This is a genomic window from Cellulomonas sp. HD19AZ1, from assembly GCF_004535805.1.
Lineage (GTDB): Bacteria > Actinomycetota > Actinomycetes > Actinomycetales > Cellulomonadaceae > Cellulomonas > Cellulomonas iranensis.
In genome coordinates, this window is record NZ_SPHX01000007.1 from 172,340 (window position 1) to 195,554 (window position 23,215).

General features: G+C 73.8%; 21 protein-coding genes. 1 reads left to right on the plus strand and 20 read right to left on the minus strand.

The window, feature by feature from the left end; translation table 11 throughout:
• Positions 1–109: 109 nt before the first annotated feature.
• Positions 110–2,425 carry a bifunctional diguanylate cyclase/phosphodiesterase gene (locus tag E4A51_RS15930; RefSeq protein ID WP_240696516.1) on the plus strand — a complete coding sequence of 772 codons (2,316 nt, stop codon included), beginning with the start codon at positions 110–112 and terminating at the stop codon, positions 2,423–2,425.
• A gap of 41 nt (positions 2,426–2,466) precedes the next feature.
• Here the strand turns inward: E4A51_RS15930 and nusB are convergent, their stop codons facing one another.
• The 20 genes from nusB to mltG form a co-directional block, all read right to left on the minus strand.
• Entirely contained in the window at positions 2,467–2,883 is a 417-nt protein-coding gene (nusB, locus tag E4A51_RS15935) for a transcription antitermination factor NusB (RefSeq protein WP_046528369.1), read from the minus strand.
• A gap of 1 nt (position 2,884) precedes the next feature.
• Positions 2,885–3,448, minus strand: coding sequence for an elongation factor P (gene efp / locus E4A51_RS15940; protein WP_062103540.1), 564 nt, complete (start codon positions 3,446–3,448; stop codon positions 2,885–2,887).
• Between the two features lie 234 nt (positions 3,449–3,682).
• Positions 3,683–4,108: a hypothetical protein gene (locus E4A51_RS15945; RefSeq protein WP_070318765.1), complete on the minus strand. Its 426-nt coding sequence runs from the start codon at positions 4,106–4,108 to the stop codon at positions 3,683–3,685.
• A 3-nt stretch (positions 4,109–4,111) separates the two neighbouring features.
• Positions 4,112–4,717, minus strand: coding sequence for a hypothetical protein (locus tag E4A51_RS15950; RefSeq protein ID WP_134852342.1), 606 nt, complete (start codon positions 4,715–4,717; stop codon positions 4,112–4,114).
• 74 nt (positions 4,718–4,791) lie between these two features.
• Positions 4,792–5,913, minus strand: a complete 1,122-nt coding sequence (gene aroB, locus E4A51_RS15955) for a 3-dehydroquinate synthase (RefSeq protein ID WP_087508711.1) — start codon at positions 5,911–5,913, stop codon at positions 4,792–4,794.
• Positions 5,910–6,482 (minus strand): shikimate kinase, encoded by a 573-nt coding sequence (locus tag E4A51_RS15960; protein WP_134852432.1) that lies wholly within the window; start codon positions 6,480–6,482, stop codon positions 5,910–5,912. Before E4A51_RS15960 ends, aroB begins: the two co-directional genes overlap by 4 nt.
• 79 nt (positions 6,483–6,561) lie before the next feature.
• A complete protein-coding gene (gene aroC / locus E4A51_RS15965) occupies positions 6,562–7,779 on the minus strand; it encodes a chorismate synthase (RefSeq protein WP_134852343.1) in 1,218 nt (405 codons plus the stop codon).
• Positions 7,780–7,876: 97 nt separating this feature from the next.
• Positions 7,877–8,617 (minus strand): hypothetical protein, encoded by a 741-nt coding sequence (locus E4A51_RS15970; protein WP_134852344.1) that lies wholly within the window; start codon positions 8,615–8,617, stop codon positions 7,877–7,879.
• A complete protein-coding gene (locus E4A51_RS15975; RefSeq protein ID WP_134852345.1) occupies positions 8,614–9,315 on the minus strand; it encodes a PilN domain-containing protein in 702 nt (233 codons plus the stop codon). Before E4A51_RS15975 ends, E4A51_RS15970 begins: the two co-directional genes overlap by 4 nt.
• A complete protein-coding gene (gene pilM / locus E4A51_RS15980; protein ID WP_134852346.1) occupies positions 9,312–10,376 on the minus strand; it encodes a type IV pilus assembly protein PilM in 1,065 nt (354 codons plus the stop codon). The genes E4A51_RS15975 and pilM overlap by 4 nt, the downstream gene beginning before the upstream one ends.
• Before the next feature lie 69 nt (positions 10,377–10,445).
• On the minus strand, positions 10,446–11,240 hold the full coding sequence (locus tag E4A51_RS15985; protein WP_134852347.1) for an A24 family peptidase: 795 nt from the start codon (positions 11,238–11,240) through the stop codon (positions 10,446–10,448).
• Positions 11,241–11,244: 4 nt separating this feature from the next.
• A complete protein-coding gene (locus E4A51_RS15990; protein ID WP_134852433.1) occupies positions 11,245–13,212 on the minus strand; it encodes a PilX N-terminal domain-containing pilus assembly protein in 1,968 nt (655 codons plus the stop codon).
• Positions 13,212–13,958 carry a hypothetical protein gene (locus tag E4A51_RS15995; protein ID WP_240696517.1) on the minus strand — a complete coding sequence of 249 codons (747 nt, stop codon included), beginning with the start codon at positions 13,956–13,958 and terminating at the stop codon, positions 13,212–13,214. Before E4A51_RS15995 ends, E4A51_RS15990 begins: the two co-directional genes overlap by 1 nt.
• A complete protein-coding gene (locus tag E4A51_RS18605) occupies positions 13,955–15,817 on the minus strand; it encodes a prepilin-type N-terminal cleavage/methylation domain-containing protein (protein WP_206120073.1) in 1,863 nt (620 codons plus the stop codon). The genes E4A51_RS15995 and E4A51_RS18605 overlap by 4 nt, the downstream gene beginning before the upstream one ends.
• A 95-nt stretch (positions 15,818–15,912) precedes the next feature.
• Entirely contained in the window at positions 15,913–16,371 is a 459-nt protein-coding gene (locus tag E4A51_RS19000) for a prepilin-type N-terminal cleavage/methylation domain-containing protein (protein WP_206120075.1), read from the minus strand.
• Between the two features lie 158 nt (positions 16,372–16,529).
• Positions 16,530–17,759 carry a type II secretion system F family protein gene (locus E4A51_RS16010; protein WP_134852348.1) on the minus strand — a complete coding sequence of 410 codons (1,230 nt, stop codon included), beginning with the start codon at positions 17,757–17,759 and terminating at the stop codon, positions 16,530–16,532.
• On the minus strand, positions 17,759–19,228 hold the full coding sequence (locus tag E4A51_RS16015; protein ID WP_134852349.1) for a type IV pilus twitching motility protein PilT: 1,470 nt from the start codon (positions 19,226–19,228) through the stop codon (positions 17,759–17,761). The genes E4A51_RS16010 and E4A51_RS16015 overlap by 1 nt, the downstream gene beginning before the upstream one ends.
• Before the next feature lie 94 nt (positions 19,229–19,322).
• Positions 19,323–20,996, minus strand: a complete 1,674-nt coding sequence (locus tag E4A51_RS16020) for a GspE/PulE family protein (protein WP_134852350.1) — start codon at positions 20,994–20,996, stop codon at positions 19,323–19,325.
• 139 nt (positions 20,997–21,135) lie between these two features.
• Positions 21,136–21,981 (minus strand): shikimate dehydrogenase, encoded by an 846-nt coding sequence (locus E4A51_RS16025; RefSeq protein ID WP_134852351.1) that lies wholly within the window; start codon positions 21,979–21,981, stop codon positions 21,136–21,138.
• Positions 21,978–23,195, minus strand: a complete 1,218-nt coding sequence (gene mltG / locus E4A51_RS16030) for an endolytic transglycosylase MltG (RefSeq protein ID WP_233421042.1) — start codon at positions 23,193–23,195, stop codon at positions 21,978–21,980. Before mltG ends, E4A51_RS16025 begins: the two co-directional genes overlap by 4 nt.
• Positions 23,196–23,215 lie beyond the last annotated feature (20 nt).

Consider the following 23,215-nt stretch of genomic DNA (forward strand, 5'->3'; position numbering starts at 1 on the left):
CGCGCGGCACGGCCGGTCCGGCAGCGCGCGCCGCGGTCGTCCCCGACGGAGCGGGGGCGTCACCCGGATGCCTCTCATGGGCCCCGCGACGTGCGCCGATACAGCAGGCATGCTCGGCGACGTCCCCCTGTGGGCCACCGTCCTGCAGTTCCTGGCCGCCGGCCTCGTCGGCGGCTTCTGCGTGCTGCAGTGGGTCTGGTGGCGCGGTGCGCTGCGCTCGGAGGGCTCGACGTGGTCGCTCGCGCTGTCGGTCACGATGGGTGCGCTGCTGCTCGTGGGCGGGCTGCACGGCGTGACGGAGAGCCCACCCGTGCGGGCCGTGCTCGAGTTCGGGCACGCGCAGCTGCTGGGCGTGCTGGCGCTCGTGGCGCTGCCGGCCACGCGCGCGTTCGGCGGTCGCGGGCCGCGCGTGCGCCCGTGGGCCGTCGCCGTCGGCGTGGTGCTCGCGCTGCGCGCGGCGCTGTGGTTCTGGCCGGCCGAGCAGGTCCCGGGCGTGCCCGGTGGTCGCGCGGCCGCGGTCGCGCTGCTGTTCGTCATGCTCGCGGTCGTCGTCGGCTACGTCGTCGCGGCCCTGGGCCGGGCCCGCCTCACGCGCCCGGGCTGGACGGTCGCGGCGGCGGGCTCGACCTCGCTGGTCATGCTCGGCGGCGGCGTGCTCCTCGCGGGCCGTCCGCTCGGTGCGCTGCTCACGGCGCTGTGGCCGCTGCCGTTCGCGCTCGGCCTCGAGTCCCTCGCGTTCGTGCGCCTGCGGCGCGCGCAGAGCACCGCACGTCGCCGCGAGCTCATGCGCGACGCCCTCGCGGCCGTCACCAACACCGCGTGGTTCCACCGCGACGCGGACGCGGTGCTGCTGCAGGCCCGCGACGCGGCGCGCCGCGTGCTCGGCGACCCGAGCGTCGAGGCGTCGCTGCGGCCCCTGCAGCGCGACCGCTTCGTCGCCGACCTGTTCCCCGCCGAGCCCGGACGGCTCGAGCCGCACGACCGCACGTTCCTCGTCGACCTCGCCCTGGTCGTCTCGACCGCCGCCGAGCGGTACGCGCTGGCCGACCGGCTGGCGCGCGCCGCCGTCACCGACCCCCTCACACGCCTGCCGAACCGCCGCGCGGCCGACGTGCACCTGCTCGAGGTGCTCGAGCGGGGCGCGGTCGAGCGCACGCGCGTCGCGGTGCTCTACTGCGACATCGACGGCTTCAAGGACGTCAACGACCGCGAGGGCCACGCGGCGGGCGACGAGCTGCTGCGCCGCACCGCCGACCTGCTGCGCGGCTGGGTCGACGACGACACGTACGCCGCCCGGCTCGCGGGCGACGAGTTCGCCGTCGTCGTGGCCCGCGCGCCCGACGACGAGGCCCTGGGCGACCTCGCGCGCCGCCTGCGGGCCGAGTTCGCCGCGCACGTCGGGAGCACGGGACCGCGCCTCACGTGCGGGGTCGCCGCGTGGGACCCGACCGACGTCGTCGACGCCGACGCGCTGCTGCGGCACGCCGACGCCGCGATGCTCGAGGCCAAGCGCACCTCGACCGGGCACCGCGTGTTCGACCCGGCCATGCGGGCGCGCGCCGAGGACCAGCGGCGCATCCGCGGCGCGCTCGAGCGCGCGGTCGCCGAGGACCGGATCACCGCGTACTTCCAGCCCATCGTCGACACCCGCACGCTCGAGGTCGTCGGCCTCGAGGCGCTGGCGCGCTGGCAGGAGGGCGACGCGGTCGTGCTCCCCGAGCACTGGATCACGCTGGCCGAGCAGACGGGGCTCATCGTGCCGATCGGCCGGTCGATGGTCCGGCAGTCGCGGCGTGCGCTCGACCGGCACCAGATGCCCGTGGCCGTCAACCTGTCCGCGCGCGAGCTGCACGAGCCGGACGTGCTCGAGCACCTCGACGCGGCGTGGTCGGGCGGGCCGTGGGAGCACCTGACCGTCGAGATCACCGAGAGCACGATGCTGCGCACGTCCGCCGCCGTGCCCGTGCTGTCCGAGCTGCGGGCGCGCGGCGCGCGCATCGCGCTCGACGACTTCGGGACGGGCTACAGCTCGCTCGCGCGGCTCGCGCGGCTGCCCGTCGACGTGCTCAAGATCGACCGGTCGTTCGTGCGCGAGCTGCGCACGCCGCGCGGCGTGGGCGCCGTGCGCGCGATCGTCGCGCTCGCCGAGCACCACGGCCTCGACGTCGTCGCCGAAGGCGTCGAGTCGGCGGGCGACCTGCAGGTGCTGGTCGACCTCGGGGTGCCGCGCGCGCAGGGCAACTTCGTCGGCCGCCCGGCCGCGGGGCTGCCCGTGCGGGGCGCGCGCCCGCAGCCGCGCTCCGTCGAGCCGGCGCGCACGACCGGCGAGCAGCGTCGGCTCGACGCCCGCCGGGTCCGCACGGTCCCGCGCCCGCTGCGCGTCGTGCACGGCGGCGGGGACGACGCGGCGCCCGAGCACCTGTGAGGTGCCCGGGCGCCGGGGTCGTGCAGAGGTGGTGCCGCGCGTCAGGCCAGCAGCGTGGGCTTCAGCACGACGATGCGGCCGAGGAGCCCGTTGACGAACGCGGGCGACTCGTCGGTCGACAGCTCACGGGCGAGCGACACGGCCTCGTCGACGGCCACCGCGTCGGGCACGTCGTCGTTCCAGAGGATCTCCCACGTGCCGAGGCGCAGCAGCGCACGATCGACCGCGGGCATGCGCGCGACCGTCCAGCCGTGCGCGTGCGTCGCGAGCAGCTCGTCGATGCGCTCGGCGTGCGCGAGCACGCCTTCGACCAGCTCGACCGAGTACTGCGGCAGCGACGCCTCGGTGCCCGGCTCGACGACGCGCTTCGCCAGCAGGTCGGCGACGGGGACGCCGCGCTGCTCCGCCTCGAACAGCACGTCGAGCGCGCGCTTGCGCGCCTTGGTCCGGGCGCCCACGTCAGTCGTTCACGCGGCCGAGGTACGACCCGTCACGCGTGTCGACCTTGACCTTGGTGTTCGACTCGAGGAACAGCGGCACCTGGATCTCGTAGCCGGTCTCGAGCGTCGCGGGCTTCGTGCCGGCCGACGAGCGGTCGCCCTGCAGGCCCGGCTCGGTGTACGTGACCTCGAGCACGACCGACGGGGGCAGCTCGACGTACAGCGGCACGCCGTCGTTGGTCGCGACGAGCGCGGTCTGCGACTCGAGCATGAAGTTCGCGGCGTCGCCGACGGTCGCGGCCGGCACGTTGATCTGGTCGTAGGTGTCCGTGTCCATGAACACGAAGTCCTCGCCGTCCTTGTACAGGTACTGCATGTCGCGCTTGTCGACGTTGGCCGTCTCGACCTTCACGCCCGCGTTGAACGTCTTGTCGACGACCTTGCCGGACAGGACGTTCTTGAGCTTGGTGCGCACGAACGCGCCGCCCTTGCCGGGCTTGACGTGCTGGAACTCGACGACGGTCCAGAGCTGGCCGTCGATGCGCAGCACGATGCCGTTCTTGAGGTCGTTGGTGGTCGCCACGAGCGTCGTTCTCCCGATCGGTGGTGGTGCGCGCCGTGCGGCGCGTGCGGGCGGCGGGCGCCGGTCCTCCGGCATGCCCGACCCGGCGCTGCCGCCGACCGGTGCGGTCGTCCGGCCCCAGGCCGTCGTCCATCCTAGCGCCCGCTCCCCCGGGCGCCCGCACGGACCTGCCCGGAACTGCACGGACCCGCACGGACCCGCGCGGGCCGGCGCGCGCGGCCCCGCTCGGGCGCGTCAGCCGACCAGCCGCTGCGCGAGCGTCCCGACCGCGGCCGACCACAGCAGCGACGCGAGCGTCCCGATCACGAAGCGCTCGGACGCGCCGGGGTTCTCGCGCAGCTCGGGATAGCGCCCCAGGCCCTTGACGGCGACGACGACGGCCACGCCCTCCGGCACGCCCGCGAGCAGGCTCGCCGTGACGGCGAGGCGCTCGAGCACGCCGATCCACGTGCCGCCCCGCAGCACGGTCTGCGCGCCCTCGCCGTCGGGGCCGTCGCTGACGCGCAGCGGCTGCAGCACGACGGGACCGCTGCGACGCGCCCGTCCCGCGTCGCGCGAGCGCGACGCGAGCCGCAGCACGAGCCGCGTGACGAGCCAGCCGCCCGCGGAGGACACGAGCAGGGCGCCGGCCCAGATGCCGGCCACGAGGGCGGGGTGCACGCGTCAGACCTTGGCGTCGCCGGCGGCCCGCGTCAACAGGTGGGCGACCGCGGGTCGCGCGGCGGCCTCCTCGGCCCACATCGCGGTGCGCAGGCGCTTGCTCACGGCCTGCTGCGTGACGCCGAGGGCCTGCGCCACCGCGTCCTGGCCCGCCTCGCCCGCCGCACGCATCGCGTCGACGGCGTCCCACCCCGCGGGGGTGCGGCGCGCGGCGACCGAGCCGAGCAGCACGAGCACGGCGTCCGCGTCCTCGGCCGCCTCGGGCACCGCGCCCCGCACGGCGACCGGCACCGGCCGCTGCCGGCTCTTCGCGCTCTCGACCGCGTCGCGCGCGAGCACGAACGCGTCGCCCGCTCCGGCGCGCGGCGAGGCGGGCAGCGGCTCGACGACGGGCCCGGCGCCGACGCCCACCGTCCACCCGCCGTCCCGCAGCACCCGCAGCGCGACGTCGACGACGACGCCCGGGTCGTCGAGGACGCCCTGCACCTCGTCGCCGACCGTGCGCTCGAACCCGCGCACCGTCGGCACGTCCGCGAGCGCGGCGAGGAGCTCGGGGACGCGGTCGGTGCCGCGTCGGCTCCCCCGCTGGTCGATCGTCATGACGAACATGGCACAACCCTGCCAGGTTGTTCTCAGCACCACAACCTCGAGGGGTTGTGCGGGACGTCAGTCGCGGGGCGCGCTCACAGCAGCAGAGCACCGGCAGGCGTCGGGTCGGCCGAGATCTCGGCGTACGCCGCCGCCAGCAGCGTCGGGTCGGGCCCCTCGAGGCGCGACGGGCTCGCGAGCCCGTCGAGGACCACGAACCGCAGCAGGTCGCCCCGGGTCTTCTTGTCGCGACGCATCGCCGTGAGCAGCTGCTCCCACCGGTCGCCCCGGTACGTCACGGGCAGCCCCAGCGCCGTGAGGACCGACCGGTGACGCGCGACGACGTCGTCGTCGAGGCGACCGGCGAGCCGCGCGAGCTCGGCGACGAACACCATGCCGACCGACACCGCCGCGCCGTGCCGCCACCGGTAGCGCTCGACGTGCTCGACCGCGTGCCCGAACGTGTGCCCGTAGTTGAGGATCTCCCGCAGGCCCGCCTCGCGCAGGTCCTCGCCGACCACGCGCGCCTTGGTGCGCACGGCCCGCTCGACGAGCTCGGCGAGGACCGGCGAGGACGCGGCCGCCGCGGGGTCGCGCAGCAGCGCCGTGTGCTCCTCGACGAGCTCGAGGATGCGCGGGTCGTCGATGAAGCCGCACTTGACGATCTCGGCGAGCCCCGCCACGAAGTCGTGGGGGCTCATCGACTCGAGGGCCGCGAGGTCGCACAGCACCCCGGCGGGCGGGTGGAACGCACCGACGAGGTTCTTGCCCTCGGCGGTGTTGATGCCGGTCTTGCCGCCGACCGCGGCGTCGACCATCGCGAGCACGGTCGTCGGCACCTGCACGACGCGCACGCCGCGCAACCAGGTGGCGGCCACGAAGCCCGCGAGGTCGGTCGTCGCGCCGCCGCCGAGCCCGACGACGGCGTCGGAGCGCGTGAACCCCGCCTGGCCCAGCACGCCCCACAGGAACGCGGCCACCTGCGCGGTCTTCTGCTCCTCGGCGTCGGGGACCTGCGCCACGTACGCCTCGTACCCGTGCGCCAGGAGGTCCTCGCGGACCGCGTCGGCCGACGCCGCGAGCGCCGCCGGGTGCACCACGAGCACGCGCTGCACGCCGTCGCCGAGCATGTCCGGGAGCCGGCCCAGCAGGTGCCGGCCGATGACCACGTCGTACGGCTGCTCCCCCGCGACGCGGACCGTCTGCTCGCCGCTCACGCGTCACCCCCCGCGGTGCGCAGCGTACCGAGCGCGTCCTCGACGGCCTGGGCGACCTCGGCCGGGCGCAGCCCGTCGGTCGGCACGCGCACGGTCGCGACCTCCTCGTAGACGGGGCGTCGGGCCTCCATGAGGGCCTGCCACTGCGCGCGCGGGTTGCCGACGAGCAGCGGCCGGGCCTGGTTGAAGCCGACGCGGGGCGCGGCGTGCGCGAGGCTCACGTCGAGGAACACCACGACACCCCCGGACGCGCGGTACGCCGCCAGCGCGGCACGCGTCGCGTCGTGCAGGACCGCGCCGCCACCCAGGGCCAGGACGCCGTCGTGCTCGGCGAGCGCCGTGGCGACCGCGTCGCGCTCGAGCTCGCGGAAGCGCGGCTCGCCGTCCTCGACGAACACGTCCGCGACGGTCTTGCCCGCCACGGCCTCGACGTCGGCGTCGGTGTCGCGCACGGCCAGCTGCCAGCGCTGCGCGAGCGCCTCCGCGACGGTCGACTTGCCGGCCCCGGGGGGGCCGACGAGCACGACACGGGGACCGGGGGGCGGGACGGCGGCTGGCACGACGGGCAGCCTAGTGCGCTCGGCCGCGCGGTCCGGGCGCGTCCGCGTGCCGGGCGGGTGCACGGCGACCGCCGCGCACCCGCGCGCGTCACGCGAGCAGCTCGGGGATCGAGGCGACGTACGCCTCGAGGTTGCGGCGCACCTCGGCGACGGAGTCCCCGCCGGTCTTCTCGAGCAGCGTCTGCGCGACGACCAGCGCGACCATCGCCTCCGCGACGACGGCCGCGGGCGGCACCGCGCACACGTCCGACCGCTGGTGGTGCGCCGTCACGGGCTCGCCCGTGGCGGTGTCGACGGTCGCGAGCGCGCGCGGCACGGTCGAGATCGGCTTCATCGCGGCGCGCACGCGCACGACCTCGCCGTTCGACATGCCGCCCTCGATGCCACCGGCCCGGTTCGTGCGGCGCACGATCCGGCCCGACGCGTCGCGCTCGATCTCGTCGTGCGCCTGCGAACCGCGCCGGGCCGCGGTGCGGAACCCGTCACCGACCTCGACGCCCTTGATCGCCTGGATGCCCATGAGCGCGGCCGCGAGCCGCGCGTCGAGGCGCCCGTCGGCCTGCACGTAGGTGCCGACGCCGGACGGCAGGCCGTGCACCAGCACCTCGACGACGCCGCCGAGCGTGTCGCCGTCCTTGTGGCACTGGTCGATCTCGGCGACCATCGCCGCGCTCGTGGCGGGGTCGAAGCACCGCACGGGGTCTGCGTCGAGCGCGGCCACGTCGTCGGGCGTGGGCACGGGCGCGTCGTCGGGCACGCTCACCGGTCCGATCGCGACGACGTGCGAGACGAGCCGCACGCCCGCCGCCTGCTCGAGGAACGCCGCGGCGACCGTGCCGAGCGCGACGCGCGTCGCGGTCTCGCGCGCGCTCGCGCGCTCGAGCACCGGCCGGGCGTCGTCGAAGCCGTACTTGCGCATGCCCACGAGGTCCGCGTGGCCCGGGCGGGGGCGCGTGAGCGGCCGGTTGCGGGCGATCTCCCGCGCGTCACCGGTCCCGGCGTCGACCGTGAGCGCCTCGGGCGCCACCGGGTCCGCCGACATCACGTCCGACCACTTGGGCCACTCGGTGTTGCCGATCTCTACCGCGACCGGACCGCCCTGCGACAGCCCGTGCCGCACGCCCGCGAGCAGGCGCACCTCGTCCTGCTCGAACTTCATGCGCGCACCGCGGCCGTGGCCGAGGCGGCGGCGCGCGAGCGCGGCCCGGACGTCGGACGTCTCCACCCGCACGCCGGCGGGCAGACCGTCGAGGATGCCGACGAGCGCGGGACCGTGCGACTCGCCTGAGGTCAGCCAACGGAGCATGGCGGCGATCCTTTCACGTGCGGGCCGCGCACCCGGGCACGCGCCCAGGGCGTGGACGCGCGCCGCCGGACCCGCCGGCGGCGCGCGCGACCACGCCTCAGCTGATGGCCGTGGCCTCGTCCGCCGGGGCCGCAGCGACGGCTCCCGCGGTCGCCGAGGCGGGCAGCACGTACACCGTGCCACGGATCTCCACGCGGTAGTCGCCCGCCGCGACGGCGGCCTGCCCGCCGGTCGCGCCCTGCTCGTCCTGCACCGCGACGTCGAACCCGGTCACGGCGACGATCCGCGAGGACTCCTGCAGCGCGCCGAGGAACGCCGCGGCTCGCTCGGGCGAGCCCGCGACGGTCAGCGTGACGTCCATCGCCATGAGGCCGGCGGGGACCGCGGGCCCAGCGGCGACCACCGGCTGCGCGGCACCGTCGACGGCCGCCGCGTCCGAGCCGCCGTCCACGGGCGCGGGAGCCGGCTCCGCCACAGGCGCCGCCACCGCGACCGGCATCGGCGCCGCGAACGTCGCGTCGACCAGGTCGACCTCGGCGGACCGGGCCATCGCGTCGAGCGCGCGCATCAGCGCCGTGTCGTCGAGCGTGCGCGGCACGGAGACGCGGAGCGCCTCGAGGCTCGCCTTGTGCTCGTCGATCTTGGCGAAGTCGGCCCGCAGCTGCGCGACCTGGATGCCCAGCAGCTCGTTGCGCTGCTGCGCCGCCGTCGCCTCGTCGGCGGTCTGCGACGCGCTCTCGCGCACGGGCGACAGCAGCAGGAACCACCCCGCGGCGACCGCCAGGAGTGACGCGACCACCGCACCGGCGATCCACGTCCCGCTGCGCTGCCGGCTCATCGGCCCTCCTCCGTCGTGGCGAACCGGCCCGCGAGCGCGGACTCGTCGTACTGCACCGTCATCGTGACGAGGTAGCCGCGCTCGCCCTCCTGGCCCTCCTCCTGGCTGACGGACTGAACGCGCGGGTCCGAGAACCCGTCGATACCGCCCAGCGCGTCGGTCCAGTCGGCCGCGTGCGGCACCGAGGACGTGCGCGCGGTGAGCGCAAGCTGCCCGATCGACGCCGCCTGCAGCGAGTCCGTGGGGGGCGCGGCCGGGAGCACGGGCGTCGCGCCGACGACCTGGAGGGTGCGCAACTCCGCACCGTCGGGCAGGACGGCCCTGATCTGCTCGAGGTAGGGGCGCCACAGCACCTCGGTGGACGTCGCGAACTGCTGCGCCGAGGTCACGTCGCGCATCTCGCCGAGCACCGCCGGGACCTCGGCGTACGTGGCCTGCTCGGCCACGAGCGCCTCCGAGGCGTCCTGCGCGACCCGCAGGTCGTCGCGCGCCTGGGCGAGCTCGAACGCGGAGTACGCGTAGCCCAGGCAGAGCACGAGCACCACGGTGCAGAAGCCGAGCAGCGACCACCGGCGCACGGCGCGCAGGCCGTGCGCCGCGGCCACCTCGGCGGGCAGCAGGTTGACCTGCGGGACCCGCGCGACGGTGGGTGCGGCCGCGGGGGCGTCCGTGCGGGTGGGGGCGAGTGCGGCGTTCACGCGGCGACTCCGTAGGCGAGACCGATGGGCAGGGCGGCGACGGGGGGCTGCGTCGCGTCGTGCGCGACGGGTAGCACGCCCTTGCGCACCCGGACGCCCGAGAGCGCGTCCGCGACCGCGACCGGCATGCGCAGGAGCGTCGCCAGGTACTGGCCGAACCCGGGCAGCGAGGTCCCCCCACCCGTCAGCAGCACCGACTCGACGGGGTGCTGACGGTGGCTGTTGGAGTAGAACGTGATGGTCCCGCGGACCGCCTCGAGCAGCTTCTGGCTCGCGTCGTTGACGGCCTGCGCCGCGTTCACGGTCTCGGGGCCACCCTGGTAGCCGATCCCGAGCACACGCTTGGCGTCCTCCGCCTCGGGACGCCCGAGCCCCGCGGCGTCGACGAGCGCGTCGGTGATCGACTGCCCCCCGACGGGGAGCGTGCGCGCGAGCCGCGGCACGCCGGCCTGCGAGACCACGACGTGCGTGAGGTTCGCGCCGACGTCGACCACGGCGACGGTGTGCTGGGCGAGCTCGCCGCGGCAGACCGAGCGCAGCAGCGCGAACGCGTTGAGGTCGACCATCGTGGGGCGCAGTCCCGCACCGACGACGGCGAGCACGTTCGCGTTGACCGTGTCGCGCTGGGCGGCGACGAGCATGCCCTTGAGGGTGCGCCCCGACCGTCCCTCGAACTCGCCGACCGGGAGGAAGTCCAGCAGCGCGTCGTCGGTCGACATGGGCAGGACACCCTGCACGTGGAACGGCAGCGCCTGCTTGATCTGCTTGTCGGGCAGCCAGGGCATGTCGAACTCGCGCACGAGCACGCGCTGGTTGCCGACGCCGATGACCACGTCGCGCGTGCCGAACTTGGCGCGTGACCACATCTGCCGCAGCGCGTCGGACACCGGCTCGGCCTGCACGACCTCGCCGTCGCGGACGCTGCCGGCGGGCAGCGCGGTCTCGGCGTACCGGACGAGGGTCGCGGGCCGGTCGGGGCCGGTGCCCTTGCCGAACTCCATCTCGGCGGCCCTGGCGGTCGTCGCCCCGATGTCGAGGCCGATCACACGTGAGGAGGCCACACCACTGTCCTTCCGTCGGCGCTGCGCACGACGTGACTATCGGCAGCGGCCCGGCAGGACTTGAGCCGGTCAGCCCAGGACCGCGAGGTACCACCCGGCGAGGGGCTCGCCGACCGCGACGCCGAGCGCTGCGCCGACGAGCATCCACGGCCCGAACGGCACCTGGGACTTGCGGCCCGCGCGGCCCACGGCCATGAGGACCAGCCCGAACACGCCGCCCAGCAGGAAGGCGGCGAACGTGCCCACCGCGAGGGCCCCCCAGCCGACCCAGCCGAGGTACAGGCCGAGGACGCCCGCGAGCTTGAGGTCGCCCAGGCCCATCCCGCCGGGCTTGGCGAGGACGAGCACGAGGTAGAGGGCGAAGAGCGCCGCGCCGCCGACAGCCGCCCGGAGCACGGCGCCGCCGTCGTAGCCGACGCCGGGCGTCCACGCACCGAGGGCGAGCAGGGCCCCCGCCACCGGGTAGGAGGGCAGCACGATCGCGTCGGGCAGGCGGCGCACGTCGACGTCGATCACGGCGAGCGCGACGGAGATCGCCGCGAGGTAGAGGAACGCGGGCAGCGCCAGGTTCCACCCGACGACGGCCGCGGTCCCGACGAACAGCGCGCCGGTCACGGCCTCGACGGCCGGGTAGCGCGCGCTGATGCGCGCGCCGCACCGGCGGCAGCGAGCGCGCAGCACGAGCCACGACACGACGGGCACGTTGTCGTACCAGGCGATGGGCCGGCCGCACGACGGGCACGCGCTGGGCGGCCGCACGACGGACTCGTCGCGCGGCACGCGCCAGATGACGACGTTGAGGAAGGAGCCGACGCCGAGCCCGAGGAGCGCGACCAGGACGTAGCCGGCCACCTGCAGCGTCATCCGGCTATCCGTTCCTCACGTCGGGGTCGGTCGCGATCTCGCCGGTGGACGTCGCCTTCCACTGCGAGTTGGCCCACCGGGGGAAGTACGGCGGCGTGGCGAACCTCAGCCGGCCATCGTAGCGGTACAGCTTGGTGTACCCGTTCTGCTGCCCGCTGCTCTCCTGCCCCACGGCGCCGCGCCAGCGCTGCGCGATCGAGCCGTAGACGAAGAGCTTGCCGCGGTCGCCGCCCACGTTGTACTTCTGGACGAGGAACGAGTGCTGGAGGGTCTGGATCGAGCCGGCGATCTGCACGCCCTGCGCCGGCTCGTTGCGCGACACGGTGGGGTCGGCGTACCGGGTCGGCCAGCCGGGAGTGCTCGTCTCGGTGCCGGTGTCCCAGCGCCACGCGCCGCACGAGTACCAGCTGCACGTGCGCGCCGACGTGAAGGTCTGCTGGCGCGGGTGGAACACCTCGACCGCGTTGGTGGCCACCAGGCCCAGCAGGTCGGGCGACGTCTCGCCGCGTCCGCCCGCCAGCACGAGGTCACCGGTCACGACGATCGACTCCTCCGACGCGAGCGTCACGCGGCCCTTGACGACGCCCTCGGCGTACAGGTTGCCGCGCGCGCACATCTTGGAGTCGGTCTGCATCGTGACGTCGCGCACGAAGCTCTCGCCGGAGTCGATCGTCTGCCCCGTGTAGGTGCCGATGGGCAGGGTCCGGCCGCTCGGGCCGCCGATCTCGCCCTGGCGGCACTCCCGCATCGGCGCGGACGACGACGCCGCGTAGACGACCATCTCGTCCGGCACCGGGACGTCGGCGCCCGACGGGCTGTCGAGCTGCGCGAGCGTCCCGCACTGCGGCATCGTGCCGAGCGGTCCCGGGATCGCCACGGGCGCAGTGTCCCCGTTGTTGACGCGCTTGTTCCACACCGTCATGCGGCCGTTGGACCGGAAGATCACACGCGTCGCGCCGTAGTAGTGGCAGCCCGGGTGGTTCGCGAACTCCGCCGACGTGTCCAGCAGGTACTCGGGCACGTCGTACTGCGGGGTCTTGTTGTTGAAGTTCGCGACGCTCCCCGGGCGCAGGCAGTTGGCCTCCCACTGGGCGTTGGTCGTCCCGGGCGTCCGGCAGCGCTTGTCCGACGTCGTGACGGTCTGGAGGAACGACGGCTTGACCGAGCTGCCCGAGCGCAGCGACGCGAGGATCGTGTCGTTGGTGCGCACGGCGCCGTCGAGCTCGTCACCGCTGGTGAAGCGGATCTCGATGCACCCGTTGGGTGATGCGGCCGAGCCCGTGTTGGGGTAGTCGGAGCGCGCCTGGCCGCTGTCGTTGCGCCAGAAGTAGGCCGCCCTGCTGTAGCCGTTCAGACCGCACGCGTTGCGCTTCGCGGTCGTCCAGACCGAGGACGCCTTGGTGGTGGCCGGCGGGTACAGCACCTCGTTGGCCGGGTCACCCGACTCGAAGTCCGTGTAGTAGACGTAGTCGGTGGACCCGCCCTTGCCGACGGAGGTCTGCAGCGTGCGGTGCACGCCGTTGACACGACCCGTGACGGTGAGCCGCACCACGCCGTAGGTGGTCTTCTGCGAGACGTCGACGTCGTAGTGGAACCACGCCGCGTCGGCATCGGTCTGCCCCGGGACGACGGGGGCCCATCCGACGGGGGTGCCCGACCCCCAGCCGCACGAGTTCGCGGCGGCCCGCGGCCCCTGCCACGCCGCGTTGGAGCAGTCGACGACCGTGCCGTAGTTGTCCTCGCGGTTGAGCCGCGAGATGAACTCCTCGACACCCGCCTGCGCGGCCGCGAGAGCCGCCTGGTAGTCCTGCGTGTGCCGCGCCGTCTTCGTGCTCGAGACCGTCGCGGCGAGCGCAGCCAGCGCCAGCATCGTGAGGATCATCATCGACGCGAGCACGAGCACGAGAGCGGCGCCCTCGTCGTCGCGGACACCCGCGCGCGGTGCTCCGAGGTGCCGGTCCGGCCGTCGCATCACGGTGTGGCTCCCGTCTGGGGTTGGAGGGCGATGGCGTTGCCGAGCAGGACGCGCTGCACGTAGGTCGTGGCGACAGGGCGCACGGCCCCCGTGCTCCCGACGCGCGCGGTCAGCTCGACGGACGTGACCTTGCCGAGGTCGCCGCCGGGCAGCCCGGTCGACGGTGCGGACAGCGGTGCGCCACCTTGCTGGAAGTAGGCGAACAGCGGTGGCCCGTCCGTGAGCACGCCGGTGGCGAGCCGCCGCGTGGTCAGCCGGCTGCGGCAGTCGGCGGTCGCGCTCGCCGCCACGGGGTCGCAGTACGCCCACCCGTTGACGCCCGGGGCCGCGGCGTTGGGCCGCAGGATCGACTCCTGCAGCACGCCGGGCACGCCCCCGACCGTGCCGACGGAGTAGGTGACCCGGCTGGGGCCGACCGACCCGTCCTTGTTGTCGATGTTCGCGTAGAACGTCATGCCGAAGCGGCCCGCGGACACGAACGGCTGCTCCGGGCAGCCCGTGCAGGACGTCGCGAGCTGCTTCTGCGAGACGGCCATGCGCAGGTTGCGGGAGATGCGCGCCATGGCGACGCGTCCCGCGTCGATCTGGTCCTGGCGCGCCACGTTCTCGGCGGTCGTGCGCTCGAACCCGATCGTGAGGGTCGTCGTGGCGATCACCACGAGCGACATGATCATCATCGCGACGACGAGCTCGGTCATCGAGACGCCCGCGTCCCGGCGGTGCTCGGTGCGTAGCAGCTTCACGGCGTGGTCACCCCCGTACGGCCGTAGACGATGGTGGCCGTCGGCGAGGTGTCCGGGACGGTGAACGGGTTGCCCACCGCCGCGGTGCACCGGTTGCGCGACGCGGACGGCTGGAAGCGGTACAGGTACAGCCTGCCGGGCGCCACCACCCCGGTCGCCTCCGTCGCGGTGCGCGCCAGCGGCGTCGCACCGGCCGGGAGCGTGGTGCCGCAGGTGCCGAGCTGCTGGGTCGAGACGATCAGCTGGTCGCTGGCCGCCCACCCCTGCGACGAGTACGTGACACGCAGCGCGACGCTGCTCTGGGACTCCCGCCAGGCGATCGTGCTGGTCGCGCCGTACGCCACGTTCTGCGGGAACGCGCCCGCCGGCACGCCGAGGCACGCCGCGTCGGGGCCGCCCGCCGTGCGGTACACGTACCAGTCGCCGGCGGGCAGCGCCACCGAACCGGTGCGCGCGCCGTCGACGTCGATCGCGTGCTCGGCGAGCGACGGGTCGGGGCAGGTCGTGAGCGCGCTCGCGCGGGACAGGCTCGTCGCCCACAGACGCCCCTCGGGCGGTGCGCCGTTGACGCGCAGCTCGGACGGCTCGAAGTACACGTCGCCGTTCTCGCCGCCGGTGATCGGCACCGCGGACGGGCCCGTGCCGCAGTCGAACGCCGGGCCGGCCGCGTAGAACGACCACGTGCCGGGCACGAGCGTGAACCGGTCCGCCGGGACGTCCCGCGCATCGGGCGCGGTGCACTCCCCCGGCGACGCGACGACGCGGTCGGCGCCCGGCGGCAGCCCGACGACCGAGCCGACGCCCATCTCGAGCACGACGTCGAGGTCGGCGGTCGCCCCGGGGGCGAGCCGCACCGTGCCGTACCCGGCCGGTGGCGCGCTCGCGCCGTAGTACGCGCCGTAACGCGTCGGCCACAGCGGCGTGGCGATGGTCAGCCCGGCGGTCACCGGGACGCTGCGGGCCGACGACGCGCCGGACGCCTCGGTCGCCACGAGCGTGAGCGACCCCGACACGGGCCCGGTGTAGGGCGTGCCGTCGGGCTCCACGATGCGCAGCCGCAGCGTCGCGGCGCGGTCGTACGTGAAGGTCACGGCGGTGTTCAGCTGCCCGGGCAGCACGACGCCCGTGCTCTTGGTGGGGTTAGGGGAACCCGTGATGTCGACGTGGCCGCCGTCCATGAGGGTCGCATCGTAGGAGGCGCCCGCGCTCGGGGGGGTCACCTGCGCGACCGCGCACCCCGTGTCGTCGGTCATGGCCGTGCGGGAGCCCGCACCGCTGCTGACGCGCACGGTCCGGCCGGCGTTCGGCGCGCCCGTCGAGTCCACGACCTTGACGGCCACGTACGACTGCGTGCCGGTCAGGCCGGTGCCCTTGGGCGGGGCGATCTGCAGCTGCGAGACGACGGGCTTGGTGGATCCCATGTTCGGCCACGTGACGGCGACCGTCACCTGGAGCGTCGGGTGGTTCACGAGCGCGCCGCCCTCGCACGCCGACGCGCCGCTGCCCGTGGCGTTCCAGGAGGCCGAGCGCGTCACCGTGTACGACTGCCCGTCGACCCGCAGCGGCTGCCCGGCCACCTGGCCGGTCAGCGGGTGCTGGTTGACCCTGACGCCCTCGTCCGCGATCTCGAGCGGCGCCGTGGTGCTGCTCGCGAACCGCTCGCGCACGAGGTCGAGCTCGCGCGCCGCGAGGCTGGCCGCCGCCGTGCGGGACCGGCTGTCGACGTTGGCGGACTGCGTCTGCACGACGATGCCCAGCACCGAGGTCGCGAGGATGCCGAGGATCACGGCGGCGACCAGGACCTCGACGAGGGTGAACCCCTCGTCGCGCCCCGTGCGCGTGGTCGGCCTGCTGGGCATCGTCTCTCCTCGGTGCGGGCGGGTGGCGGGGTACGACGCCGGTGGGGCGGGGGACGTCGTCCCCCGCCCCACCGGTGCTGCTCAGACGCTCGGCGTCACGGGGCCGTCGGGCCGGAGATGCCGTTCTGGGCGCTGTAGCTGATGGTCGCCCCGGCACCCTCGGTACCACCGGAGAACGTGAGGGTGACGACGTAGTTTGTACCGTCCACGACGGTGCCGCTGGCCGCGGTGATGGGGCCCAGCGTGAACGCGTCGTTGCTCTTGGCAACGACGATCGGGTCGAAGCCGGTGACCCCGTTGGTCAGCGTGTAGTTGCTGGCGTTGTTCGTGACGGTCAGCGCGGCGTCGTTGTCGATGTAGTACGTCGCCACCTGCTTGGCGATCGCCGACACGTCGGCCTGCGCGGCCTGGTCGACGGCCTTGCGGCTCTGGTTCATGAAGACCGGGATGGCGATCGCGGACAGGATGCCGATGATGATGATGACGACGAGGAGCTCGATCAGGGTGAAGCCCTGGTCCTTCTGCTCCTGGGCCTTGCGGAGACGTGCGATCACGGTGCGCTCCTTGCGAGGTGGGTGGTCGTGACGAAGTCCGGATGGTTCCGGTTCAGGTGCTGCACCGAACGGATCGGGCGGGCGCCCCGGGCACTTGAGCCGGTCACCGCTTCCGGGCGCACGATTCACACGAGCGGACCAACGGGGTGCGCCACGCGCTACGACACGAGGTCGAACATCGAGAAGATCGGCAGGTAGAGCGCGACGATCATGCCGCCGACGATGCCGCCGATGACGACGATCATGAGCGGCTCGATGAGGCTCGTGAGCTGTTCGGTGGTCGCCTCGACCTCCTGGTCGTAGAACTGCGCGACCTTCTCGAGCATCGAGTCCAGCGCGCCGGTGTCCTCGCCGACCGCCATCATCTGCACGACCATCGGCGGGAAGACGGGCTGCATCGCCAGCGGGCCGGCGAGCGACTGCCCCGAGCGCACGGACTCCTGCACCGCGTGCGCGGCCTTCTCGAGCACGAGGTTGCCGCTGGTCTCGCCGACGATGTCCAGGGCCTGCAGGATCGGCACGCCCGCGCGGATCATGGTGCCGAAGTTGCGCGTGAACCGCGCGACCGCGACCTTCTGGAACAGCTTGCCGAACACCGGCACCCGCAGCTTCCACGGGTCGAGCCGCTCGCGGATGGCCCGGTCGTTCTTGTGCTTGGACCACCACCAGGCGAACAGCACGAGCCCGGCCACGATCGGCGCGATCGCCCACTTCAGGCCGCGCGACAGCATGACGAGGAACCGCGTCGGCGCGGGCAGCTGACCGCCCAGGTCGGCGAACATGTTCTCGAACACCGGCACGATGAACAGCAGCATGCCGACGGTCGCGAGGATCGCGATGACGAACACGACCACGGGGTAGGTCATCGCGGACTTGATCTGCCCGCGCAGCTTGACCTCGGACTCGAGGTTGTCCGCGACCGACACGAGCACCTGGTCGAGGAACCCCCCGACCTCGCCGGCCTTGACCATGTTGATCATGAGCGGCGGGAACACCTGCTCGTGCTTGGCCAGCGCGGTGGAGAACGCGATACCGGCCTCGACGTCGTTGCGCACCTGGGCGAGCGTGCGCGCGAGCGCCTTGTTCTCGGTCTGCTCGGCGACGATGGTCAGCGCACGCAGCAACGACAGGCCGGAGTTGATCATGGTCGCCATCTGGCGCGCCATGATCGCGAGGTCCTTCTGCTTGATGCGCTCCGCGAGACCGGGGATCCTGATCTCCGCGTTGAGGCCCGAGGTCGAGACCTCCTCGATCGAGACCGGGGCCACGCCGATCGCCCGCAGCTTGTTCGCCACGGCCGCCTGGTCGGCCGCCTCCAGGCGACCCTTGACGATCTTGCCCTCGCGGTCCCGGACCGCGTACTCGAAGGTCTTCGCGCCCTCCGCCATCACATGCCTCCCGTGTCCATGCCGGAGTACGCGTCCATGCCGCCCACGCCCGCCAGGCCCTGGTTCGCACCGCCGAAGCGTCCGGTCAGACGGTTGTAGTCCTCGACGTGGTGGCACGCCTCGAGGCCGGTCTCGTACGCGATCCGCCCCGTGCGCACGAGGTCGGCGAGGTGCTGGTCGAGCGTGTGCATGCCCTGCTGCGCACCCGCCTGCATGGCCGAGTAGATCTGGTGCGTCTTGCCCTCGCGGATGAGGTTGCGGATCGCTGGCGTCGCCACGAGCACCTCGGTCGCCACGGCCCGGCCCGGGCCGTCGGCGCGCTTGCACAGCGTCTGGCTCACGACCCCCTGCAGCGCGCCGGCGAGCTGCGTGCGCACCTGCGCCTGCTGGTGCGAGGGGAAGACGTCGATGATGCGGTCGATGGTCTGCGCGGCGTCCTGCGTGTGCAGGGTCGCGAACACCAGGTGCCCGGTCTCGGCGGCCGTCAGCGCGACGCCGATCGTCTCGAGGTCGCGCATCTCGCCGACCAGGATGATGTCGGGGTCCTGGCGCAGCACGTGCTTGAGCGCGTTGGCGAACGAGTGCGTGTCGGCGCCGACCTCGCGCTGGTTGACGACGCACTTCTTGTGCCGGTGGAGGAACTCGATCGGGTCCTCGACGGTCATGATGTGGTCTTCGCGCGTGCGGTTCGCGAGGTCGATGATCGACGCGAGCGTCGTCGACTTGCCCGACCCGGTCGGGCCCGTGACGAGCACCAGCCCGCGCGGCAGACCCGCGAACGTGCTGACGATCGGCGGGACCCCGAGCTCCTTGAGCTCCTTGATCTCGTACGGGATCACGCGGAACGCCGCGCCGACGGACTCGCGCTGCTGGTAGACGTTCACGCGGAACCGCGCGAGGTTGCGCACCGCGTACGACACGTCGAGCTCGAGGTTCTCCTCGAACCGCTCCCGGTCACGCTGCGACAGGATCGCGTACACCGAACGACGCAGGGAGTCCGGCGTGAGCGTCGGGAAGTCGGGCAGCGGACGCAGACCGCCCGAGACGCGCACCATCGGCGGTGCCCCCGCCGTGAGGTGCACGTCCGAGGCGCCCGTGGCGACCATCGCGCGCAGCACGGCCTCGACCTCGACGTCCTCGGGGTTCCGCTGCGCCGGCCCGCGGAGCGACGTCTGCGGTGCGGCTCCCGGCGCGGCGCGGCGCGGCGCGGGCGCACCGACCGGCGCGGGGGGCGCCCCGGCCGGCGGCTGCTGCGGGTGAGGTGCAAGCGGCGCGGGCACGCCCGACCGGCCGGGCGCCTGGCCGACGCCCGGCGCAGTCGTCGGCGGTCCGGCGGGGAACGGGCTCGCGACCGGACGCAGCTCCTCGCGTCGCGGCGGGACCGCGTCGTGCGTCCCCGGCGGGCGGGCACCCGCAGGCACGTACGGCGGGAGGGGCCGCGTGCGGCCGTCCTGGAAGCTGTCGGTCACTGCTGCCCTCCACGCGCCGTGCGTGCCGCCCGTCGGGCGGCCTCGCAGAGGCATCGGCCGTCACGAGCCACGACTTGAGTCGTCGGGACCCCGGTCAGGCGACGACGCGCAGGACCTCCTCGATCGACGTCTGGCCGAGCGCGACCTTGTGCCAGCCGTCGTACCGCAGCGACGTCATGCCCTGCCGCTCGGCGGTCGTCGCGATGTCGGCGGACGACGAGCGTGCGACGGCATGGCGCTCGATGTCCTCCGTGACGCGCATGACCTCGTGGAGCGCGAGCCGACCCTTGTACCCGGTGCGCGAGCACGAGCTGCAGCCCGCGGGCCGGAACAGCTCGGGCAGCGGCTCGCCGGGTGCCCACGGGAACCGCGCGGCCTCGAGCTCGGCAGGCGTCGGCACGTACTGCTCCTTGCACTTCGGGCACAGCCGGCGTGCGAGCCGCTGCGCGACCACGCAGTCGAGCGCGGAACCCACGAGGAACGGCTCGATGCCCATCTCCGTCAGACGCGTCACGGCCGACGGCGCGTCGTTCGTGTGCAGCGTCGACAGCACCAGGTGACCCGTGAGCGCGGCCTCGACGGCGATCTGCGCGGTCTCGTGGTCACGGATCTCACCCAGCAGCACGACGTCCGGGTCGGAGCGGAGGATCGAGCGCAGGGCCGCGGCGAACGTCAGGCCCGCCTTGGGGTTGACCTGCACCTGGTTGATCCCCGGGAGCCGGTACTCGACGGGGTCCTCGACCGTGATGACGTTGATCTCGGGTCGTGACACCGCGTTGAGCGTCGCGTACAGCGTGGTCGACTTGCCCGAGCCCGTCGGCCCCGTCACGAGGATCATCCCGTAGGGCTTGGTGTACGACTCGCGGTACGTCTCGTAGTTGTGGTCCAGGAACGACAGGTCCCGCAGGTCGAGGCTCGCGGTGGAGTTGTCGAGGATGCGCATGACGATCTTCTCGCCCCACACGGTGGGTAGCGTCGCCACGCGCAGGTCGATCTTGCGTCCGTTGTGGTTCACCGACATGCGGCCGTCCTGCGGCTTGCGCTTCTCGGCGATGTCGATGTCGCTCATGATCTTCACGCGGCTGATGACGCCGCCCTGGATGTTCTTGGGCGAGCGCTGCGTCTCGTGCAGCACGCCGTCGATGCGGTACCGCACCCGCAGGTCGTGCTCGGTGGGCTCGATGTGGATGTCCGACGCACGGTCGGTGATCGCCTGCGTCACGAGCAGGTTGACGTACCGCACGATCGGCGCGTCGTCGTCGACGAAGTCCCCGAGGCGCGACAGGTCCATCTCGGGCTCGACCTGCTGGTCCTCGAACGCGTTGGAGAGGTCCTCCATCTCGTCGTCCGCACGGCAGAACCGGTCGATCGCCCGGTGCACGTTGTCGAACGTCGCGACGACCGGGATGACCGCCATGCCGGACACCGTGCGGACGTCGTCGACCGCGACCACGTTGCCCGGGTCGGCGGTGGCGAGCACGATCGCGCCGTCCCGCAGCCCGACGGGCAGCACCGCGTACCGCCGGCAGAGCTCACCGGGCACCAGGCTGACTGCCGCACGGTCCACGGCGTACTCGTCGAGGTCGACGAACTCCATGCCGACCTGCGCCGCGAGCGCGCGCACGAGCTGGGCCTCGGTGAGCACCCCCAGCTCCACGAGCGTGCGCCCCAGCGACGTGCCCATCGCGGTCTGCTCGTCCAGAGCGGCGAGCAGCTGCGCCTCCGTCACGAGCCCCTCGTCGAGCAGGACCTCACCCAGCTGCTTCACGCGCGCCTCCTCGTTCTGCGGCGCCGCGAGCTGGCGCCCCCGAGGTCATCGGCACGTGCGGGCCGCGCCTGAAGGACGCGTCGGCCGGATCACACCGGCGTCACGCCGCGGCGGCGATGGGTCAGGCGGCGGCGATGGGTCAGGCGGCGGCGAGCGCGCCGCGCAGCGCCGCGTCCATGGCGTCGAGCGGCGCGACACGACCGGTCATGAGGCGGACCTGCTCCGCCGCCTGGTGCAGCAGCATCCGCTCGCCGCCGACGACGGCGCCGCCCCGCGCGGCCCAGGCCGCGCCGAGCGCCGTGGGGCTCGGGTCGTAGCAGACGTCGAGGAGCGCACCCCGCACCGACGCGGGCAGCGCGGCCGCCACGCCGTCCGCCGCGTGCGCGGGGAGCGTGCTGACGACGACGTCGGCGCGCGCGATCTCCGCGGCGGCGTCGTCGAGCCGGCACAGCCGGGGCTCGACGCCCATGCGGTGCGCGGCGCGCAGCAGACCACCCGCGCGCGCCTGCGTGCGCACGTACACGCGCGGCGACGTGCACCCCAGCTGCGCGAGCGCCGCGAGCGTCGACGCGGCGGTCGCCCCTGCACCGAGCACGGCGCCGGTGCGCACGCCGTCGACGACGCCCGCCTCCCCGAGCGCCCGCACCAGACCGTGCACGTCGGTGTTCGCACCCGTGAGCGTGCGCCCCGCACCCGCGCCGTGCACGAGCACCGTGTTCACGGCACCCACGACCTCCGCCAACGGCTCCACGTGGTCGAGCAGCGGCAGCACCGTCTGCTTGAGCGGCATCGTCAGGCTCAGCCCGGCCCACGTCGGGTCCAGGTCGCGCAGGAACGTCGCGAGCGCGTCCTCCGTGACGTCGACCGCGTCGTACCGCCAGCCGTCGAGCCCGAGCGCGGCGTACGCGGCCGCGTGCAGCACGGGCGACAGCGAGTGCGCGACCGGGTGCCCGAGCACGGCGGCCCGGTGCACCGCGGTCGTCACCCGTCCTGCTCCTCGTCGCCCTGCGCCTCCTGGGCCGCCTTCTCGGCCTGCCACTGCCGGTAGAGCGCGCGGTTCTGCTCGTGCTCGTCGTTCGTCGTCGCGAAGCGCGTCTCGCCGGTGTCGAGGTTGATCGTCATCCAGAACAGCCACGGACCGTCCGCCGGGTTGAGCACCGCGTCGATCGAGGGCTCCCCCGGTGCGGCGATCGGCGTCGGGGGCAGCCCGGTGACCCGGTTGAGGTTGTACGGGCTGTCCGACGTCTGGAGCATGTCCAGCGTCAGCTGCGTGCCCGGGATGCCGAGACCGTACGCGAGCGACGCGTCGATCTGCAGGCGCATGCCCTTCTCGAGACGGTTCTCGATCGCGCGCGCCATCTTGGGCCGGTCCGCGTCGAGCGCCGCCTCGCGCTCGATGAGCGACGCCTTGATGAGCACGGTCTCCCACTGGTCCTGCGGGACGCCCTTGGACGTGAGGACCTCGATCGTCTTGGCGACCATCTGGCCGACCATCTGCGCCGGCGTCGTGCCCGGCTCGTACTGGTACGTGGACGGGAACAGCCAGCCCTCGACGTTGCCGTTCGCCTCTGCCGGCAGCCCGATCGCCGCGGGGTCGGCGGCAGCGGCACGCAGCTCGTCGAGCGGGACGGTCGTGACCTGGCTGACCTTCTCGAGGATCTGCTCGACCGTCCAGCTCTCGGGGATGGTCACCCGCGTCGAGACCCGGCTCTTGGGGTCGAGGAGCGCGAGCACCGCGTCCTGGGCCTTCATCTCCAGCAGGAGCTGGTAGGTGCCCGGCTGGATGCTCGACGCGTCGGGGTTCGCGTTGAAGGCCGCCGTGAACGCCTTCGCGGTCGCGACGATCCCCGCCTCCTCGAGGGTCTTGCCCATGACGGCACCCGAGTCACCGGCGTTCACGGTGATGGTGGGAGCGCCGGGGCGGCCCGGGCCGGGGTAGTCGTCGACGCCGCGCGCCGCGCTCGAGTCGCCGCCGAACAGCGACCCGCCGACGAGCGAGTACACGACGTACCCGGCCCCGGCCACCAGCACGAGCGCGACGAGCAGGACGCCGATCGAGCGGCGACGGCGCTGCTTGCGCAGCCGCTCCTCACGCTTGCGCCCCGCGGCGCGCGAGCGGCGACGCGGAGGCTGCGCACCGCCGTCGGGGGTCGCGCGGTCACCGCCGAACAGATCGGGCGAACCGTCTTCCGACCTCACGGGGGCCCACCATTCCGTCT

Bases quoted from the DNA above. Each gene is read 5' to 3' on its own strand.
- E4A51_RS15930 (WP_240696516.1), top strand. From the start codon at position 110: ATGCTCGGCGACGTCCCCCTGTGGGCCACCGTCCTGCAGTTCCTGGCC.
- E4A51_RS15950 (WP_134852342.1), bottom strand. From the start codon at position 4,717: ATGTTCGTCATGACGATCGACCAGCGGGGGAGCCGACGCGGCACCGAC.
- aroC (WP_134852343.1), bottom strand. From the start codon at position 7,779: ATGCTCCGTTGGCTGACCTCAGGCGAGTCGCACGGTCCCGCGCTCGTC.
- E4A51_RS15970 (WP_134852344.1), bottom strand. From the start codon at position 8,617: ATGAGCCGGCAGCGCAGCGGGACGTGGATCGCCGGTGCGGTGGTCGCG.
- E4A51_RS15985 (WP_134852347.1), bottom strand. From the start codon at position 11,240: ATGACGCTGCAGGTGGCCGGCTACGTCCTGGTCGCGCTCCTCGGGCTC.
- E4A51_RS15990 (WP_134852433.1), bottom strand. From the start codon at position 13,212: ATGCGACGGCCGGACCGGCACCTCGGAGCACCGCGCGCGGGTGTCCGC.
- E4A51_RS18605 (WP_206120073.1), bottom strand. From the start codon at position 15,817: ATGCCCAGCAGGCCGACCACGCGCACGGGGCGCGACGAGGGGTTCACC.
- E4A51_RS16010 (WP_134852348.1), bottom strand. From the start codon at position 17,759: ATGGCGGAGGGCGCGAAGACCTTCGAGTACGCGGTCCGGGACCGCGAG.